This window comes from Mycobacterium sp. IDUB_9, from assembly GCF_055419505.1.
The window spans coordinates 1746556-1766236 of record NZ_JBVAXU010000001.1; the positions used below are offsets into that span (position 1 = coordinate 1746556).

The window sequence follows — 19681 nt, forward strand, 5'->3', positions numbered from 1 at the left end:
CCGGGGGGTTCGCATTTCTTCACGTGGTGGGAGAGTCCGATGCAGCATGTTGAACAGGCGCTGCCGGTAACGCGCGCACAGCTCGACATATGGCTTGCGCAAGACGTCGGTTCCTCCAGTACGGAGTGGCAACTCGGCTTGTTCGTCCGAATCGCAGGTGACGTAGACCGCGATGCCCTTCAGTGGGCGGTCTCCCGTGTGGTCCGCGAGGCCGAACCAATGCGGGCCACGTTCTTCGAAGCCGATGGACAGGTTTTCCAGAGGGCGGTCGAGTACCCGAATGTTGAGCTGGCATTCCATGACCTGACTGGCGCGGCCGATCCGGAGCAGGACGCCCGGGACATGGCGGCGGCAATCCAGCGCACACCAATGTCGATGACAGGACCGCTGTTCAAGTGCGCACTCTTCAAGACTCGCGCCGACGAGCATTTCCTGATCGCGTGCTGTCACCACATAGTCTTGGACGGAACGGGTATCGCTCTCGTCGGCTCGCGGCTCGCTTCGGTGTACTCCTCACTTGTCACCGGTGCGCCGGTACCACCCGCGATCTTCGGTTCACTGTCCGACCTGATCGACTGCGAGTCGGAATACGAAGCGTCCGGCGAATACCTCGACGACCAGGCGTACTGGCATGAGCATCTTCCACCGGATGGCAGCCCGCGCTTCGAGACCACCGACGTTGACGGCGGCCACGAAGCTCATTGGCCCTCGGCCCCAGTGCAATTGGATTCAGACCTGCTTCGCAGGCTCGATGAGTTCGCCGACTCCAAGAACGTTCCCCGCTCCTCGGTCATCACAGCGGCCTGCGCACTCCTGGTGCGTGGCTGGTGTGCAGACGGCTCAGATGTGGTACTCGACTTCCCCGTCAGCCGACGTGTACGTCCCGAATCCCGAACCCTTCCGGGGATGGTCGCGGGCGTCGTGCCGCTGGTATTGACGGCGTCGCCGACAACCTCGATCTCCGATTTCGTCGACCATGTCGAGACTCGAATACAAGAAGCTGTGCAGCATCAACGGTTTCCGGTGCATGCGCTTGAGCGCAAGGTCAATCCGCACGCCGCGGGCCAGATGGCCAATCGGGTGAGCGTGAACTTCCTCCCCTCGACATTCACGTTGGACTTCGGTGGCGCGCCCGCGTCGGCTTCGCTGACCAACGCCGGCGTTGTCGGTGGCTTCGGGCTGATCTTCTCCAGCTCGGGCGATCAGTTGCTGCTCAGCACCATGGGGTCCGGTCAGCCGTTCTCCGAATTCGACGTCGCTGACCTCGCGGCGCGGGTGGAGCGCGTGCTGGCCGGCCTGGTGGCTGATCCCAACGAGCTTGTGGTGTCCGTGGATGTGCTTGATGCGGCTGATCGTGCGGGGCTGGATGAGGTTGGTCATCGGGCGGTGTTGACCGGGTCGGTGGTGGAGTCCTCGATTCCGGCGTTGTTCGCAGCGCAGGTGGAGCGGACTCCGGATGCGGTGGCGGTCTGTTTTGAGGGTCGTTCGTTGTCTTATCGGGAGCTGGATGAGGCGTCGAATCGGTTGGCGCAGTTGCTGGTGGGTGAGGGTGCTGGTGCCGGTGCCTGTGTGGGTTTGATGACTGGTCGTTGTGCTGATGCGGTTGTGGCGATTTTGGGTGTGTTGAAGTCGGGGGCGGCGTATCTGCCGATTGATCCGGTGGTGCCGGATGCGCGGGTGGAGTTCATGCTCGGTGACGCGGCTCCGGTGGCCGTCCTGACGACTGTGGAGTTGATCGATCGCCTGGGCGGATTTGGTGTGGCGGTCATCGACCTGGCTGACCCACGCATTGATTCTCAGCCCGGTACGCCTCTGGTGGTGGGCCCGGCCTCTGATGACATCGCGCACATTATTTATACGTCTGGGACGACGGGTGTTCCCAAAGGTGTTGCGGTTACTCATCAGAACGTGACGCGGTTGTTCGATGGGATGGATGTCGGTTTCGAGATGGGCCCGCGGCAGGTGTGGGCTGCGTGTTCGTCGTTGGCGTTCGATTATTCGGTGTGGGAGATCTGGGGTGCGCTGCTGCATGGTGGCCGTTTGGTGGTGGTGCCCGAGTCGACGACGCGCTCACCGCGGGATCTGGAGGAGTTGGTTGTTGGCGAGGGTGTGACGGTGTTGAGCCAGACGCCTTCTGCGGTGGGTGTTTTGGATCCGGAGAAGTTGGAATCGGTGTCGGCGTTGATGGTCGCGGCCGAGGCGTGTCCGCCCGATGTGGTGGATCGGTGGGCGCCGGGTCGGGTGATGATCAATGGTTATGGTCCGACGGAGACGACGGTGTATGCCACGATCAGCGCTCCGCTGCGAGCCGGGTCGGGTGTGGTGCCGATCGGTGTGCCGGTGCCGGGTGCGGCGTTGTTCGTGTTGGATCGGTGGTTGCGTCCGGTGCCTGCGGGTGTGGTGGGTGAGTTGTATGTGGCCGGTCGTGGTGTGGGGTTGGGTTATGTGCATCGGCCGGGGTTGACTGCTTCGCGGTTTGTGCCGTGTCCGTTCGGCGGGGTGGGCGCTCGGATGTATCGGACCGGGGATCTGGTGTCCTGGGGTTCGGATGGGCAGTTGCGGTATGGCGGGCGTGCTGATGAGCAGGTCAAGATTCGTGGCTATCGCATCGAATTGGGCGAAGTCCAAACAGCTTTGGCTGAGGTGGACGGTGTGCAGCAGGCGGTGGTGATCGTCCGGGAGGATCGCCCGGGTGATAGGCGGCTGGTCGGTTATTTCACCGGCATGGCTGATCCAACTGAGGTGCGGGCAGCGCTGGTACAGCGGTTGCCTTCCTACATGGTGCCCACTGCGATTGTGGTGCTCGATGCGCTGCCGTTGACGGTCAACGGCAAGCTCGACAAACGCGCGCTACCTGTACCCGAATACGCCGACACCGACCATTTCCGAGCGCCGAGCACTGCCACCGAGGAGATCCTGGCCGGGATCTATGCGCAGGTCCTCGGCCTGGAACGCGTCGGTATCGATGACTCCTTCTTCGACCTCGGCGGCGACAGCATCATGGCGATGCGGGTGGTGTCGGCGGTCAACATGACCTTGGATGCCGGCCTGGCGGTGCGCACCCTTTTCGATTCCCCGACAGTGGCGCAGCTGGCGCCACATGTCGGCGAAGATTCGGACCGGCGCGCGCCCTTGGTGGCGGCCGAGCGTCCTCGTCTGATTCCGTTGTCCTTCGCACAACAGCGGCTGTGGTTCCTCAACCGGTTCGAAGACGGGGCGGCGACATACAACATGCCGATCGCGTTCCGGATCAACGGCGCACTGGACCTCGGCGCGCTCGATGCGGCTCTGGACGACGTGATCACCCGTCACGAATCGCTGCGCACAGTGTTCCGCGATGTCGACGGTGTGCCGTCTCAGAAGGTGCTGCCCGCGCAGCCGGGGCTGTGGCGGCGCGGCGGTCCGGCAATGGTGCAGGTTGCAGAAGACGACCTGGCCGGCGAATTGACTGCCCTGGCGGGTTACACGTTTGACTTGGCCAGTGAGATCCCGATCCGGGCCCAGATCTATGCCCTGGGACTCGAACGGTTCGTTCTCGGAATCGTCTTGCACCACATTGCCTTCGACGGCTGGTCGATGGCACCCATGGCCCGGGACGTCGGCGAGGCGTATCGGTCGCGCACCCTCGGCCAGGCCCCCGCCTGGTCACCGCTGCCGGTGCAGTACGCCGATTACACGCTGTGGCAACATGGTTGGCTGGGATCCGAGTCCGATCCCGACAGTGTGCTCGCCAGCCAGTTGACCTACTGGCGTCGGGAATTGGCTGACCTCCCCGAGGTGGTGTCGCTTCCAACGGATCGTCCGCGTCCGCCCGCGCTCAGCTATCGCGGCGATGCGATTGACCTGTGCATCGATCCCGAGTCCTGGGCGGGAATCAAAGCCGTCGCCACGGCGCACAACGCCACGGCGTCGATGGTATTGCAGGCCACGATCGCGGTCGCGCTGCACCGAGCCGGCGTTGGCGATGACATCGCACTGGGGACCCCGATTGCCGGTCGTACGGACCAGGCCCTTGATGAGCTGGTCGGCTTCTTCGTCAACACCTGGGTGCTACGACTGGGCGTTGACCCTGCGCTGCCGTTCAGCGAAGTGTTGGAACGTGTGCGGCAGAAGGCATTGGATGCCTACTCAAATCAGGATGTGCCGTTCGAGCTGTTGGTTGAGCGGCTCAACCCGACGCGATCGACATCCCACCACCCGCTGTTCCAGGTGGCGTTGGCCTTCCAGAACAACGTGCGTCCCGAAATCCAGCTGGATGACCTCGACGTCGAGCCGGTCACTGCCGATATCCATACCGCCCGGTTCGACCTCGAATTCGACCTGCGAGAAATATCCAGCGGGGACTCGAATGCGCTGTTCGATCTGAAGGCAGCGCCTGCCGAAGGCCGCGGTGAGCTGATGGCGGCCGGCACGGTCGCCTATGCCACGGATCTGTATGACCGATCCAGCGTCGAGCGGTTGGTGGGTTGGTTCGGCCGCGTGGTCCACGCTGTGGTGGCCGATTCGTCGGTGGTCGTGGGTGAGATCGGCCTGCTGGATCACGATGAGCAGGATCTGGTGCTGCACAAGTGGTCTGGCGCTGAGGTGAGCCTGCCGGTGGGATTGGCGCCGGATTCGCTGGCTGCGGCGGTTGCCGCTGACCCGGACGCCATTGCGGTAATAGATGGGACGCGCGAGCTGTCCTACCGGGAGCTGGATGAGGTCTCGAACCGGTTGGCTCGGGCGTTGATCGAGGCGGGCGTGGGCCCCGAGCGTGCCGTCGGTGTGGCTATGAGTCGCTGCGCGGAGTTGGTGATCGCATGGTGGGCAGTGCTCAAGGCCGGCGGGGTGTACGTGCCGGTCGATCCAGGCCACCCGGCCGAGCGGATCGCCACGGTACTGGACACCGCCGAGGCTGTTTGCGTGCTCACGCGCGGCATGGGCGGGCTCGAAGGGACCGACGGCCACCTCGTCATTCCGCTTGAAGTGGTCGATCTGTCCGGGTACAGCGCCGAGCGGGTTACTGATTCGGACCGGTTGTCGCCGTTGGATATTGATGATGCGGCGTATGTGATTTTCACGTCGGGGTCGACGGGTACGCCGAAGGGTGTGGCGATCAGCCACGCCGGTGTGCTGGGTGTGGCAGCTGCGCACCACGATTTGCTCGGCGTGGGCCCGCACTCTCGGGTGTTGATGGTGGCTGCGCCGACGTTCGATGCCTCGGTCTTCGAGTGGCTGTGGGCGGTGGCGTCGGGAGCGGCGTTGGTGGTGGCTCCGCCGGATTCCTATGCCGGCGAGGCACTGGCCGAGGTTCTGGCGCGCCAGCGCGTCGATGCGGCTCTGATCACGCCGACCGTGTTGGCCACGCTGGATCCGACTCAGATCGACGGGTTGGATACGTTGGTCACCGGTGGTGAGGCGTGTCCGGCTGAGTTGGTGGCCGCGTGGGCGCCCGGTCGGCGGATGTTCAATGCGTACGGACCGACCGAGGTCACTATCTGGTCGACCTGGAGTGCGCTCTCGGCCGGGGAGCCGGTGCGAATCGGTGCCCCGGTTCCGGGCACCTGCGCGCTGGTGCTGGATGCGCGGCTGAACCCGGCCCCGGTCGGGGTGGTCGGTGAGCTGTATCTCGCCGGGCACGCAGTGGCGCGTGGTTACGTGGGCCGCCCCGATCTGACGGCGGATCGGTTCGTGGCCAACCCCTTTGGCGCTCCCGGGACGCGGCTGTATCGTACCGGCGACCTCGTGCGTTGGACCGATACGGGCTGTCTGGAATACCGGGGACGCGCCGATGCCCAGATCAAGCTGCGGGGCCAGCGTCTGGAACTGGGCGAGATCGAGAACACCCTGCTGACCTGCCCGAAGGTCACGCGTGCGGCTGCGGCCGTGCATCGGGGCAGCACCGGAGTCGATCACCTGGTCGGCTACATCGCCCTAGAGCAGACCAGCAGCGCCGACCACGACGCCGACGTCGTCGACCAGTGGCAAGGCATCTACGACGAGCTCTACGATGCCGAGCTCGACATGGTCGAGTTCGGCAACGATTTCCGGGGGTGGAACAGCAGCTACACCGACGATCCGATCCCGCTCCAGGAGATGGAGGAGTGGCGCTCGGCCACCGTGGACCGGATCCTCGCGCTGCGGCCGCAGCGGGTGCTCGAGCTCGGCGTCGGATCGGGCTTGGTGCTGTCGCAGCTCGCTCCGAAGTGCGTGGAGTACTGGGGCACAGACTTTTCCGCACCGACCATCCAGAAGCTGCAATCGGCGGTGGTCGGCCACCCGTGGGGAGATCGGGTGCATCTGCTCACCCGACCGGCGCACATGACCGAGGAGCTGCCGCAGAACCAGTTCGACATGGTGGTGATCAACTCGGTGGTCCAGTACTTCCCGAGCGCTGGGTACCTGGCCGAGGTGATCGACAAGGCAGTGGATCTGCTGGCGCCGGGCGGCAAATTGTTCGTCGGCGACGTGCGCAACCACAGTCTGCAGGCCGCGTTCCAGACCGGTATTGCGCTGGCGCGCAGCCGGAATGGTACCGATACCGACGAGATCCGCCAGCGGGTACAGCGCGCGATGCTGGGCGAGCCCGAGTTACTGCTTGCCCCGGAGTTTTTCACCACTTGGGCAGCCGACCACCCGTCGGTGGGCGGTATCGCCATCCAGGTCAAACGTGGTGAGGCCGACAACGAGCTGAGCCGGTACCGCTACGACGTGATCATCCACAAGTCGCCCACCCAGGTGTGCTCGCTGACCAGTGCCCCGAACTGGGCATGGGCCGATTGTGCGGGCCTGAATGGGCTGCAGGCCGAGCTGACGGCTCGGCAACCGTCCACCGTGCGGGTCAGCGGCATTCCCCGTGCCGGGGTGATCACCGATGTGGTGACCGAACAAGCCTTGAGCGCCGGACTTCCCATCGTGGAGGCGCTCGTCCACGCCGACACCGGCGCCGCCGATGTCGTCGTCACACCCGAAATGGTGTACCGGCTCGGCGAGGCGGCCGGATACCACGTCGCGGTCACGTGGGGCGCACAACCCGGCACATTGGACGCCGTATTCATCGCCACCTCCGACGGGCAGGCCGTGCCGGCGCTCACCGATCTGTACCAGCCCGCCACCGACTCCCGTCAGCGCGGCGGCTATGCCAATGACCCGCACACCAACTCGAAGGTCACCGCGGTCCGTCAATGGTTGGCCGATCGGTTGCCCGAATACATGGTGCCGTCCCAGATCGTGGTGCTCGACGAGTTTCCGCTGACTTCTTCGGGCAAGATCGATCGCAAGGCCCTTCCTGAACCCACCTTTGTCGCCACCTCATTCCGTGCGCCTGAGGCCGATATGGAAAAGATCGTCGCCGAGGTGTTCACCGAGGTCCTGGGACTCGGCAGGGCGGGGCTCGATGACGATTTCTTCGTCCTCGGCGGCGATTCGCTGATTGCGATCCGGGTCTGTGCGCGTCTACGGTCCGCTCTCGGTAGGGATGTGCCGGTCCGCTACCTGTTTGACGCACCCACAGTCGGTGGGCTGGCCGACTATCTGAATCGGCACCAGGACGGGGTGGCCCGGCCTCCGTTGACCGCGCGGCATCGTCCGGCGATGGTTCCGCTGTCGTATGCCCAGCAGCGGTTGTGGTTCCTGGAGCAGTTGCACGGTCCGTCGCCGATCTACAACATGGCGGTGGCGCTGCGGCTCCGGGGACGCCTGGACGCTGACGCGCTCGGCGCCGCGCTGGCAGACGTCGTGGGCCGGCAGGAGAGCCTCCGCACCGTGTTCACATCGGCCGACGGGGTACCTCAGCAGGTGGTCCTCGGCGTTGAAAAGACTGTCCCGGGGTGGCGAATTGTCGACGCCGACGGATGGCCCGCAGGCCGCCTCGACGAAGCAATCGGTGATACGGCGCGTCACAGTTTTGACCTCACGACTGAGATCCCGATCAAGGCAACGCTTTTCCGTATCGACGAGAACGAGCATGTGCTGGCGGCGGTTGTGCACCATATCGCCGCCGACGGCTGGTCGGTGACCCCTCTGGTGATCGATCTCGCGACTTCGTACGCCAGTCGGTGCGCGGGGCAGGCGCCGGATTGGGATCCCTTGCCGGTGCAGTATGCCGATTACACGCTGTGGCAGCAGGAGTGGTTGGGATCCGTATCCGACCCCGACAGCGTCATCAGCGGCCAGCTGAGCTACTGGGAGGGCGAGCTGGCGGAGCTGCCCGACCGGTTGGAGCTGCCAACGGACCGGGCGTACCCGCCGGTGGCCGACTACCAGGGCTCCAGTGTGACGGTGGTTTGGCCGGCCGAGTTGCAGCAACAGATCGCCCGGGTGGCCCGCGAACGTGGTGCGACGAGTTTCATGGTTGTCCAAGCGGCGTTGGCGGCGCTGATGGCCCAGCTGAGCGCGAGCACCGATGTGGCCGTGGGCATTGCGTCTGCCGGCCGGGGCGAGCCCGCGCTCGACGACCTGGTGGGCTTCTTTGTCAACACGTTGGTGCTGCGGGTGGACGTCGCCGGTGACCCCACGGTTGCCGACCTGTTGGACCAGGTGCGGCGGCGGAGTTTGGCGGCGTTCGAGCATCAGGATGTGCCGTTCGAGGTGCTGGTGGACCGGCTCAATCCGACGCGAAGCCTGACCCATCATCCGCTGGTGCAGGTCATGCTGACTTGGCAGAACCTGCCGTGGCAGCACAGTGATCCCGCTGCCGCGCTGACGTTGGGTGACGTTGGAGTCACCCGGTTGGAGGCCGAAACGCAGACCGCCCGTATGGATCTGGTGTTCTCCCTGGCCGAACGTTTCAACGACGCCGGCACACCGGCCGGTATCGAAGGATCAGTCGAGTTCCGCACCGACGTGTTCGACTCGGCCACCATCGAGACCGTGATCGAGCGGTTGCAGCGGATGCTGGTGGGAATGACGGCCGATCCGACGCAGCGGTTGTCGGCGGTGGATGTGCTTGATGCGGCTGATCGTGCGGGGCTGGATGAGGTTGGTCATCGGGCGGTGTTGACCGGGTCGGTGGTGGAGTCCTCGATTCCGGCGTTGTTCGCAGCGCAGGTGGAGCGGACTCCGGATGCGGTGGCGGTCTGTTTTGAGGGTCGTTCGTTGTCTTATCGGGAGCTGGATGAGGCGTCGAATCGGTTGGCGCAGTTGCTGGTGGGTGAGGGTGCTGGTGCCGGTGCCTGTGTGGGTTTGATGACTGGTCGTTGTGCTGATGCGGTTGTGGCGATTTTGGGTGTGTTGAAGTCGGGGGCGGCGTATCTGCCGATTGATCCGGTGGTGCCGGATGCGCGGGTGGAGTTCATGCTCGGTGACGCGGCTCCGGTGGCCGTCCTGACGACTGTGGAGTTGATCGATCGCCTGGGCGGATTTGGTGTGGCGGTCATCGACCTGGCTGACCCACGCATTGATTCTCAGCCCGGTACGCCTCTGGTGGTGGGCCCGGCCTCTGATGACATCGCGCACATTATTTATACGTCTGGGACGACGGGTGTTCCCAAAGGTGTTGCGGTTACTCATCAGAACGTGACGCGGTTGTTCGATGGGATGGATGTCGGTTTCGAGATGGGCCCGCGGCAGGTGTGGGCTGCGTGTTCGTCGTTGGCGTTCGATTATTCGGTGTGGGAGATCTGGGGTGCGCTGCTGCATGGTGGCCGTTTGGTGGTGGTGCCCGAGTCGACGACGCGCTCACCGCGGGATCTGGAGGAGTTGGTTGTTGGCGAGGGTGTGACGGTGTTGAGCCAGACGCCTTCTGCGGTGGGTGTTTTGGATCCGGAGAAGTTGGAATCGGTGTCGGCGTTGATGGTCGCGGCCGAGGCGTGTCCGCCCGATGTGGTGGATCGGTGGGCGCCGGGTCGGGTGATGATCAATGGTTATGGTCCGACGGAGACGACGGTGTATGCCACGATCAGCGCTCCGCTGCGAGCCGGGTCGGGTGTGGTGCCGATCGGTGTGCCGGTGCCGGGTGCGGCGTTGTTCGTGTTGGATCGGTGGTTGCGTCCGGTGCCTGCGGGTGTGGTGGGTGAGTTGTATGTGGCCGGTCGTGGTGTGGGGTTGGGTTATGTGCATCGGCCGGGGTTGACTGCTTCGCGGTTTGTGCCGTGTCCGTTCGGCGGGGTGGGCGCTCGGATGTATCGGACCGGGGATCTGGTGTCCTGGGGTTCGGATGGGCAGTTGCGGTATGGCGGGCGTGCTGATGAGCAGGTCAAGATTCGTGGCTATCGCATCGAATTGGGCGAAGTCCAAACAGCTTTGGCTGAGGTGGACGGTGTGCAGCAGGCGGTGGTGATCGTCCGGGAGGATCGCCCGGGTGATAGGCGGCTGGTCGGTTATTTCACCGGCATGGCTGATCCAACTGAGGTGCGGGCAGCGCTGGTACAGCGGTTGCCTTCCTACATGGTGCCCACTGCGATTGTGGTGCTCGATGCGCTGCCGTTGACGGTCAACGGCAAGCTCGACAAACGCGCGCTACCTGTACCCGAATACGCCGACACCGACCATTTCCGAGCGCCGAGCACTGCCACCGAGGAGATCCTGGCCGGGATCTATGCGCAGGTCCTCGGCCTGGAACGCGTCGGTATCGATGACTCCTTCTTCGACCTCGGCGGGGACTCGCTGTCGGCCATGCGGCTGATCGCTGCTGTCAACTCCAGCCTCGACGCTGATGTGGGTGTTCGCGCCCTGTTCGACGCACCGACAATTGCTCAGCTGGCACCGCACATCCAGGCAGGCTCGGGCGGGCGTCAGCGGTTGACCCCGCAGCAACGTCCCGACGTCGTCCCGTTGTCCTATGCGCAACAGCGGTTGTGGTTCCTGGAGCAGCTGCAGGGGCCGTCGGCGATCTACAACATGGCCGTCACGCTCCAGTTGCGTGGGGATCTGGATGCCGACGCGCTGGGGCAGTCGTTGACGGATGTTGTGGGCCGCCACGAGAGCTTGCGGACCGTGTTCGGCGCTGTCGACGGGACTCCGCATCAAATCCTGGTGCCCACCGAGCGGGCGGAACTCGGTTGGCAGGTCGTTGACGCCACCGGTTGGTCTGCAGACCGACTGAAGGACGCCGCCGAGGCGGTCGCGCGGCGCCCGTTTGACCTGACTCACGAAATACCGTTGCGGGCCACTCTGTTCCGGGTTGCTGAGGACGACCATGTTCTGGTTGCGGTGGTGCACCATATCGCCGCCGATGGTTGGTCGATCACCCCGTTCATCGCGGATCTGGGTGCCGCCTATGCGAGCCGTTGCGCCGGCCAGGCCCCGACGTGGGCGCCGTTGGCCGTGCAATACGCCGATTACACGTTGTGGCAACAAGAATGGTTGGGGTCGGAGTCCGATCCGGACAGCGTTATCGCCACGCAGTTGGCGTACTGGGAACAGGTGCTGGCGGATCTGCCCGAGCGCCTCGAGTTGCCCACCGATCGGCCCTATCCGCTGGTGGCCGATTACCAGGGTTCCAGCGTGACGATCGATTGGCCGGCCGAGTTGCAGCAGCAGGTGGCGCGGGTGGCTCGTGAGCACAATGCGACGAGCTTCATGGTGGTGCAGTCCGCACTGGCGGCCCTGCTCGCGCAGTTGAGCGCCAGTTCCGATGTGGCGGTGGGTATTGCGACGGCAGGTCGCAGCGATCCAGCGCTCGATGACCTTGTCGGCTTCTTCGTCAACACCCTGGTTCTACGGCTCGACCTAGTCGGTGATCCCACCGTCGCCGACCTGTTGGGCCAGGTGCGTCAGCGCGGGCTTGCGGCGTTCGAACATCAGGATGTGCCCTTCGAGGTACTGGTGGAGCGACTGAATCCGGCTCGCAGCCTGACCCATCATCCGCTCGTCCAGGTGATGGTGTCCTGGCAGAATTTCGCCGCGGAGCAAGCCTCCAGTCTGGCGCTCGGAAATGTCGAGGCCACTCCGTTGGACGCCGAATCCCGGACCGCTCGTATGGATCTGGTGTTCTCCCTGGCAGAACGGTTCAGCGAGACCGGTGCACCGGCCGGCATCGGCGGGATCGTCGAGTTCCGTACCGACGTATTCGACGCCACCACCGTCAACACGCTGGTGGAGCGGCTGCAGCGGGCATTGGTGGTGATGACCTCCGACACCGGGCAGCGGTTGTCGGCCGTCGATCTGCTCGACGCAGCTGACCGTGCGCGGCTGGACCAGATTGGTCATCGGGCAGTACTGACGCAATCGGTGCAGGAGACATCGATTCCGGCGTTGTTCGCGGCGCAGGTGGAGCGGGCGCCGGGCTCCGAGGCGGTCAGTTTCGATGGTCGTACGCTGAGCTACCGGGAACTCGACGAAGCGTCGAACCGGATGGCACACATGTTGATCGACCGGGGCGCTGGTCCCGGCGAGTGTGTGGCGTTGTTGCTCGAGCGCTCGGCGCAGGCGGTTGTCGCGATCCTGGGTGTGCTCAAATCGGGCGCGGCGTATCTGCCGATCGATCCGGCGGTACCAGACGCCCGCATCGAGTTCATGCTCACTGACGCCAAGCCCGTCGCGGCAGTCACCACGGGTGGTTTGGCCGAGCGGCTCGACGGGTCAGGTGTGCCGGTGGTCGAGGTCGACGATCCGCGCATTGATGTGCAGTCGGCCACCCCGGTGTCGTTGCCGGCGCCGGGGGACATCGCGCACATCATCTACACCTCCGGGACGACCGGTGCTCCCAAAGGCGTTGCGGTCACGCACCAGAACGTGACCCGGCTGTTCGACGGGATGGACGTCGGCATCGAGATGGGGCCGCGGCAAGTGTGGGCCCAATGTTCGTCGCTGGCCTTCGATTATTCGGTGTGGGAGATCTGGGGTGCGCTGCTTTTCGGCGGCCGGCTGGTGGTGGTGCCCGAGTCAACGACGCGCTCACCGCAAGACCTGCACGCCCTCCTCGTCAATGAACATGTCACCGTGGTGAGTCAAACCCCTTCGGCGGTGGGCATGTTGCCGTCAGAGGGGCTGGAGTCCGCGGCGTTGATGGTGGCAGCCGAGCCTTGCCCCGGCCAGGTCGTGGACCACTGGGCACCGGGCCGGGTGATGATCAACGGTTACGGTCCGACCGAGACGACGGTGTATGCCACGATCAGCGCTCCGTTGGTCGCAGGTTCGAATACCGTGCCGATCGGTGTGCCGGTGCCGGGTGCGGCGTTGTTCGTGCTGGATCGGTGGTTGCGTCCGGTGGCACCCGGTGTGGTGGGTGAGTTGTATGTGGCCGGCCGCGGGGTGGGGCTGGGTTATGTGCGGCGCGCCGGATTGAGTGCGTCTCGGTTCGTCGCCTGCCCGTTCGGCGGGGTGGGCGCCCGGATGTATCGGACCGGGGATCTGGTCTCCTGGGGGTCGGACGGGCAGTTGCGGTATGCCGGGCGTGCTGATGAGCAGGTCAAGATTCGCGGGTATCGCATCGAATTAGGTGAAATTCAAACAGCTCTCGCCGATCTGGGTGGTGTCGACCAGGCAGTGGTGATCGCTCGGGAGGACCGTCCGGGTGATAAGCGGCTGGTCGGGTACATCACCGGCACCGCCGATCCGTCAGACATCCGGGTACGCCTTTCACAGCAGCTGCCCTCGTACATGGTGCCCGCGGCGGTGGTGGCGCTCGACGCGTTGCCGTTGACCGTCAACGGCAAGCTCGACAAACGCGCCCTACCCGCACCCGACTACGCCGATACCGATCACTACCGGGCTCCGAGCACTGCCACCGAAGAGATCCTGGCCGGCATCTACGCCGATGTCCTCGGCCTGGAACGGGTCGGTGTCGACGACTCCTTCTTCGACCTCGGCGGGGACTCGTTGTCGGCCATGAGGTTGCTCGCTGCCGTCAACAGCCGCCTGGACGTCGACCTTGCGGTGCGCACTCTGTTCGACGCACCCACAGTCGCTCAGCTCGCCTCCCGTCTGGGCTCGGGCACGAGTGGACGCCGGCCGCTGATCCCGCAGCAGCGTCCAGCCGTCATCCCGTTGTCGTACGCGCAACAGCGGCTGTGGTTCCTCAACCGGTTCGAGGGCGGGGTCGCCACCTACAACATGCCGATCGGCTTCCGGATCAACGGTGCGGTGGACGTCGAAGCTCTGGGATCAGCGCTTGACGACGTCCTCGCCCGGCACGAATCGCTGCGCACGGTGTTCCCTGACGTCGATGGCGTGCCGTCGCAGAAGGTGATGCCGGCACAGGATGGCATGTGGCGCCGCGGCGGTCCGGCTGTGGTGCAGGTACCCGAGGACCAAGAAGACGCTGTCATCGGCGAGTTGATCGCGTTGGCGGGGTACCGGTTCGACCTGGCGACCGAGATCCCGATCCGTGCGCAGATCTACGCCGTGGGGCCCGAGCGGTACGTCCTCGGAATCGTCCTGCACCACATCGCGTTCGACGGTTGGTCGATGGCGCCGATGGTCAAGGATGTCGGGATCGCTTACGCGGCTCGATGCGGCGGGCAGGTTCCTGACTGGTCACCGCTGCCTGTCCAGTACGCCGATTACTCGCTGTGGCAGCGTGAACATCTGGGAGACCTGGAGGATCCGGACAGTCGGATCGCGGAACAGTTGTCCTACTGGCGTAAGGAGCTGGCGGACCTGCCCGAGGTGGTGTCGCTGCCCACCGATCGGCCACGTCCGCCAGTGCCCAGCTACCGCGGCGACGGGGTCCAGCTGCGCATCGACTCCCAAACCTGGGCCGGAGTCAAAGCGGTTGCCGCACAACACAACGTCACCACGTCGATGGTGTTGCAGGCCGTCATGTCTGTCGTGCTGCACCGGGCTGGGGTCGGTGAGGACATCGCGCTGGGGACGCCGATCGCCGGACGCAATGACCAGGCCCTGCAGGAGTTGGTCGGGTTCTTCGTCAACACCTGGGTTCTGCGGGTCGGTTTGAACTCTCAGCACAGGTTCAGCGATGTGCTCGATCAGGTGCGCCAGAAGGCGCTGGACGGGTACACGAATCAGGACGTGCCCTTCGAGTTACTGGTGGAGCAGCTCAACCCGACGCGGTCCACATCGCACCATCCGCTGTTCCAGGTCGCCCTGGTCTTCCAGAACAACGTGCGTCCCGAGGTGGCCTTGGAGGGTGCCGGCATCGAGCCGATGTCAATGGTTACCCGCACCGCCAAGTTCGATCTCGATGTCGACATCAGAGAGGTACCCGACGAGCGTTCGGGCGCACCGATGGCTGCCGGTGTGTTGACCTACGCCACGGACTTGTTCGACCGGTCCACGATCGAACGCTTGGTGGGTTGGTTCGACCGGATGGTCCAGGCCGTGGTGGCCGACTCGTCGGTGATGGTGGGCGAGGTGGCTCTCCTGGACCACGACGAGCGAGATCTGGTGTTGAACAAGTGGTCTGGCGCCGGATTCGATGCCCAGGTGGGGCTCGCTCCGGAGCTGTTGACGGCTGCGGCCGCCGCTGATCCGGACGGCCTGGCGTTGGTCGATGACCCGCGGGAGTTCACCTACCGGCAGCTCGACGAGGCCTCCAACCGGTTGGCGCGGGTGTTGATTGGCGCGGGGGTGGGCCCTGAGCGCGCGGTCGGTGTGGCGATGGGCCGGTGCGCTGAGTTGGTGATCGCGTGGTGGGCGGTGCTCAAGGCCGGAGGTGTGTATGTCCCGGTGGACCGGACGCACCCGGCCGAGCGGATCGCCACGGTGCTGGATGCCTCCGAAGCGGTATGTGTGCTGACCCGGGGCGACGACTCCGTGGCCGGAGCCGGGACGCGCGCGGTCATGGACATGGACTCACTGGATCATTCGGCAGCTTCGGCGGCGCCGATCACCGATACTGATCGGTTGGCGCCGTTGGCTGTTGACGATGCGGCGTATGTGATTTTCACGTCGGGGTCGACGGGTACGCCGAAGGGTGTGGCGATCACCCATGCCGGGGTGCTGGGTGTGGCTGCGGCCACGCGCAATTTGTTCGGTGTGAGCGCGGGTGCGCGCGTGCTGATGGTGGCCGCACCGACGTTCGATGCCTCGGTGTTCGAGTGGTTGTGGGCGGCGGCTTCGGGGGCGGCGTTGGTGGTGGCACCGCCGGATTCCTATGCGGGTGAGGCGCTCACCGCAGTCATCGAGGATCAACATGTCGAAGCGGCGTTGATCACACCGTCGGTGGTGGCAACGCTCGACCGTACCCGGTTGGGCGCGCTGACCACCTTGATCACCGGCGGTGAGGCATGTCCGGCGGAGTTGGTGGCGGCGTGGGCTGCATCCGCACGCGAGGAGGGAAATAGGACAACCCGGCGGATGTTCAATGCGTATGGCCCGACAGAGGTGACGATCTGGGCGACGTGGAGTGCGTTGTCGGCCGGGGAGCCGGTGCGTATCGGTGCTCCGGTGCCTGGCACGTCTGCGTTGGTGCTGGATGTGCGGCTCAATCCCGTTCCGGTTGGTGTGGTGGGTGAGTTGTATGTGGCTGGTCCGGTGTTGGCGCGGGGTTATGTGGGCCGGCCGGACTTGACCGCGGATCGGTTTGTGGCCAATCCCTTTGGTGCTCCGGGGACGCGGTTGTATCGCACGGGTGATCTGGTGCGCTGGAACTCCGACGGCAGTCTGGAGTATCTCGGTCGTGCTGATGCGCAGGTGAAGTTGCGCGGGCAGCGCCTTGAGTTGGGTGAGATCGAGAACACGCTGCTCGCCTGCCCACCGGTCGCGCGCGCCGCTGCCACGGTTTACCACCGTGATGCCACGGACCACCTGGTCGCCTATGTCGCGTTGGAACGGACCAGCAGTGCCGACAAAGATGCCGAGGTTGTCGATCAGTGGCAACACGTCTACGACGAGTTGTATGACGCCGATCTCGAAGTGGTGGAGTTCGGCAGCGACTTCCGTGGGTGGAACAGCAGTTACACCGGGGATCCGATCCCGATCGATCAGATGCGTGAATGGCGCTCGGGTGCGGTCGATCGAATCATGGCGCTGCGGCCGCAGCGGGTACTCGAGCTCGGTGTGGGTTCGGGCCTAGTGCTTGCCGAGATCGCTCCGAACTGCGTGGAGTATTGGGGCACAGACTTTTCCGCACCGACCATCCGCACGCTGGAATCAGCGGTGGCCGGCCAACCGTGGGGGGACCGCGTTCGGTTGCGCGTACAGCCCGCGGATGTGGTCGACGGGCTGCCGGTCGGATACTTCGACACGATCATCGTCAACTCGGTCATCCAATACTTCCCCAACGCCGGGTATCTCACCGAGGTCGTCGACAACGCCATGGGACTGTTGGCCCCGGGCGGGACTCTGTTCGTCGGCGATGTGCGCAATCACAGCCTTCAAGGCGCCTTCCAGACCGGTATCGCGCTGGCCCGCAGTGGATCGGGTGCCGACACCGACGACGTCCGCCAGCGTGTGCAGCGCGCCGTCCTCGGAGAGCCGGAGTTGCTCTTGGCGCCAGAGTTCTTCACCAGCTGGGCGGCGGACCACCCGGAAGTGGGAGGCATCGGGATCCAGGTAAAGCGCGGTGAAGCCGACAATGAGCTGACCCGCTACCGCTACGACGTCGTCATTCACAAGTCAGCATCCGGGGTCCAGTCGCTTGCGGAAGCACTCACCTGGGATTGGGCTGACTGCGCGGGACTGAGCGGGTTGCACGCCGAGTTGACGGCTCGGCGGCCGTCGACGGTGCGGGTCAGCGCGATCCCGCGGGCGGGTGTGATCGGTGATGTTGTCATCGAACAAGCCCTTGCAGACGGGCGTTCAGTGTCTGAAGCCGTGGCACAGGCGAAGGCCGCCGACGGGCCCTCGGATGCCGTGACACCGGAACTGCTGTACCGGCTCGGCGAGGCGGCCGGCTACCACGTTGCCGTCACGTGGGGTTCGCAGCCCGGCACCGTCGACGCGGTCTTCCTCGACGCCACGGGAGTGGCAGAGATCCCGGTCCTGACCGATCTCTATCTGCCAGACGGATCGCGTGAGCGCAGCACCCACGCGAATGACCCTGACACCAACAGCAAGGTCAGCGAAGTGCGTCAGTGGTTGGCCTCTCGGCTGCCGGAATACATGGTGCCGAGTCAGATCGTGGTGGTCGACGAGTTCCCACTGACTTCTTCGGGCAAGATCGACCGCCGGGCGCTGCCCGAGCCGGTGTTCGTAGCCGCGTCGTTCCGGTCACCGCAGACCCCGACGGAGAAGACCGTCGCCGAAGTCTTCGCCGAGGTGCTCGGTCTGGACCGGGTTGGCCTCGACGACGACTTCTTTGCCTTGGGCGGGGATTCGTTGATCGCCATCCGGGTGAGCGCGCGACTCCAGTCGGCGCTCGGCAAGGACGTGCCGGTCAGGTATCTGTTCGATACACCCACCGTCGGCCGGTTGGCTGCCTGCCTGGACCGCCAACAGGACGACGCGGCGCGTCCACCGCTGCAGGTGATGCCGCGCCCGCAGACGGTTCCCTTGTCGTATGCCCAGCAGCGGTTGTGGTTCTTCGACCAATTGAACGGTCCGTCACCGGTTTACAACCTGGCGGTCGGGTTGCGCTTCACCGGAGACCTCGACGCGGCCGCGCTCGGACAGTCGCTGGCAGATGTGGTGGGCCGCCATGAGAGTCTGCGCACCCTGTTCACTCTGGCCGGGGAGATGCCGCAGCAATCCGTAGTGCCGGCCGCGAGTGCGCGTCCGTTCTGGGAAGTCGTGGACGCAGCGGGCTGGTCCGCGGACCGGTTGGTGGAGGCCGCAAGCGCAGTCGCACGTCACTCCTTTGACCTGTCGACTGAACTGCCATTGAGAGCAACACTTTTCCGCGTCGCAGAAGGTGAGCATGTGCTGGTGGCAGTCGTGCACCACATTGCTGCCGACGGCTGGTCGGTCACCCCTTTGGTGGCAGATCTGGGTGCGGCATATGCCGCCAGGTCTGCGGGGAGGCCGCCGGAGTGGCTGCCGTTGCCGGTGCAGTATGTGGATTACACGCTGTGGCAGCGGGCGTATCTGGGTGATCTGGCCGATCCGGAGAGTCGGATTTCCGGTCAGCTGGCGTACTGGGAGCAGGCTTTGGCGGGTCTGCCAGAGCGGTTGGAGTTGCCGACAGATCGACCGTACCCACCGGTGGCTGACTACCGGGGGGCGAGCTTGGTGGTGGAGTGGCCCGCTGAACTCCAGCAACGGATCGCCCGCGTGGCCCGCGAGCAGAACGCCACCAGTTTCATGGTGGTGCAGGCCGCGTTGGCGCTATTGCTGTCGAAGCTCAGTGCGAGTTCAGATGTGGCAGTGGGCATATCGATTGCGGGGCGCAATGACCCCGCGCTCGACAACTTGGTGGGATTCTTCGTCAACACATTGGTTCTCCGCGTCGACTTCGCCGGAGATCCGACAATCGGTGAACTGCTGGCGCAAGTGCGACAGCGCGGCTTGGCGGCCTTCGAGCATCAGGATGTGCCGTTCGAGGTAGTGGTGGATCGACTCAACCCCACCCGCAGCCTGACCCATCACCCACTCGTGCAGGTGATGCTGTCTTGGCAGAACCTGGCCTGGCAGCACAGCGCACATGCTGCCGGTGGCCTGACGCTGGGCGATGTCCGGGTGACCCCGCTGCCTGCCCAGACCCACACTGCCCGTACTGATCTGACCATTGCGCTGGGTGAACGTTGGACTGAGACCGGCGAGCCGGCCGGGATTGGGGGGACCGTTGAGTTTCGCACCGATGTTTATGACGAGGTCACTGTCGTGCGGTTGATCGATCGGTTGCGAAAGGTATTGATGGCGATGACGGCTGAGGCGGAGGCGTCGTCGTGACGGCCGACCTGAGCCGGCGGCTGTCGTCGAT

Annotated in this window: 1 protein-coding gene; it reads left to right on the plus strand. The window is 64.9% G+C overall.

Annotation, left to right across the window (positions count from 1 at the left end; translation table 11 throughout):
• Window positions 1–39: 39 nt before the first annotated feature.
• Window positions 40–19650: an amino acid adenylation domain-containing protein gene (locus ACZY08_RS08525; RefSeq protein WP_463744083.1), complete on the plus strand. Its 19611-nt coding sequence runs from the start codon at window positions 40–42 to the stop codon at window positions 19648–19650.
• Window positions 19651–19681 lie beyond the last annotated feature (31 nt).

Bases quoted from the DNA above. Each gene is read 5' to 3' on its own strand.
- ACZY08_RS08525 (WP_463744083.1), top strand. From the start codon at position 40: ATGCAGCATGTTGAACAGGCGCTGCCGGTAACGCGCGCACAGCTCGAC.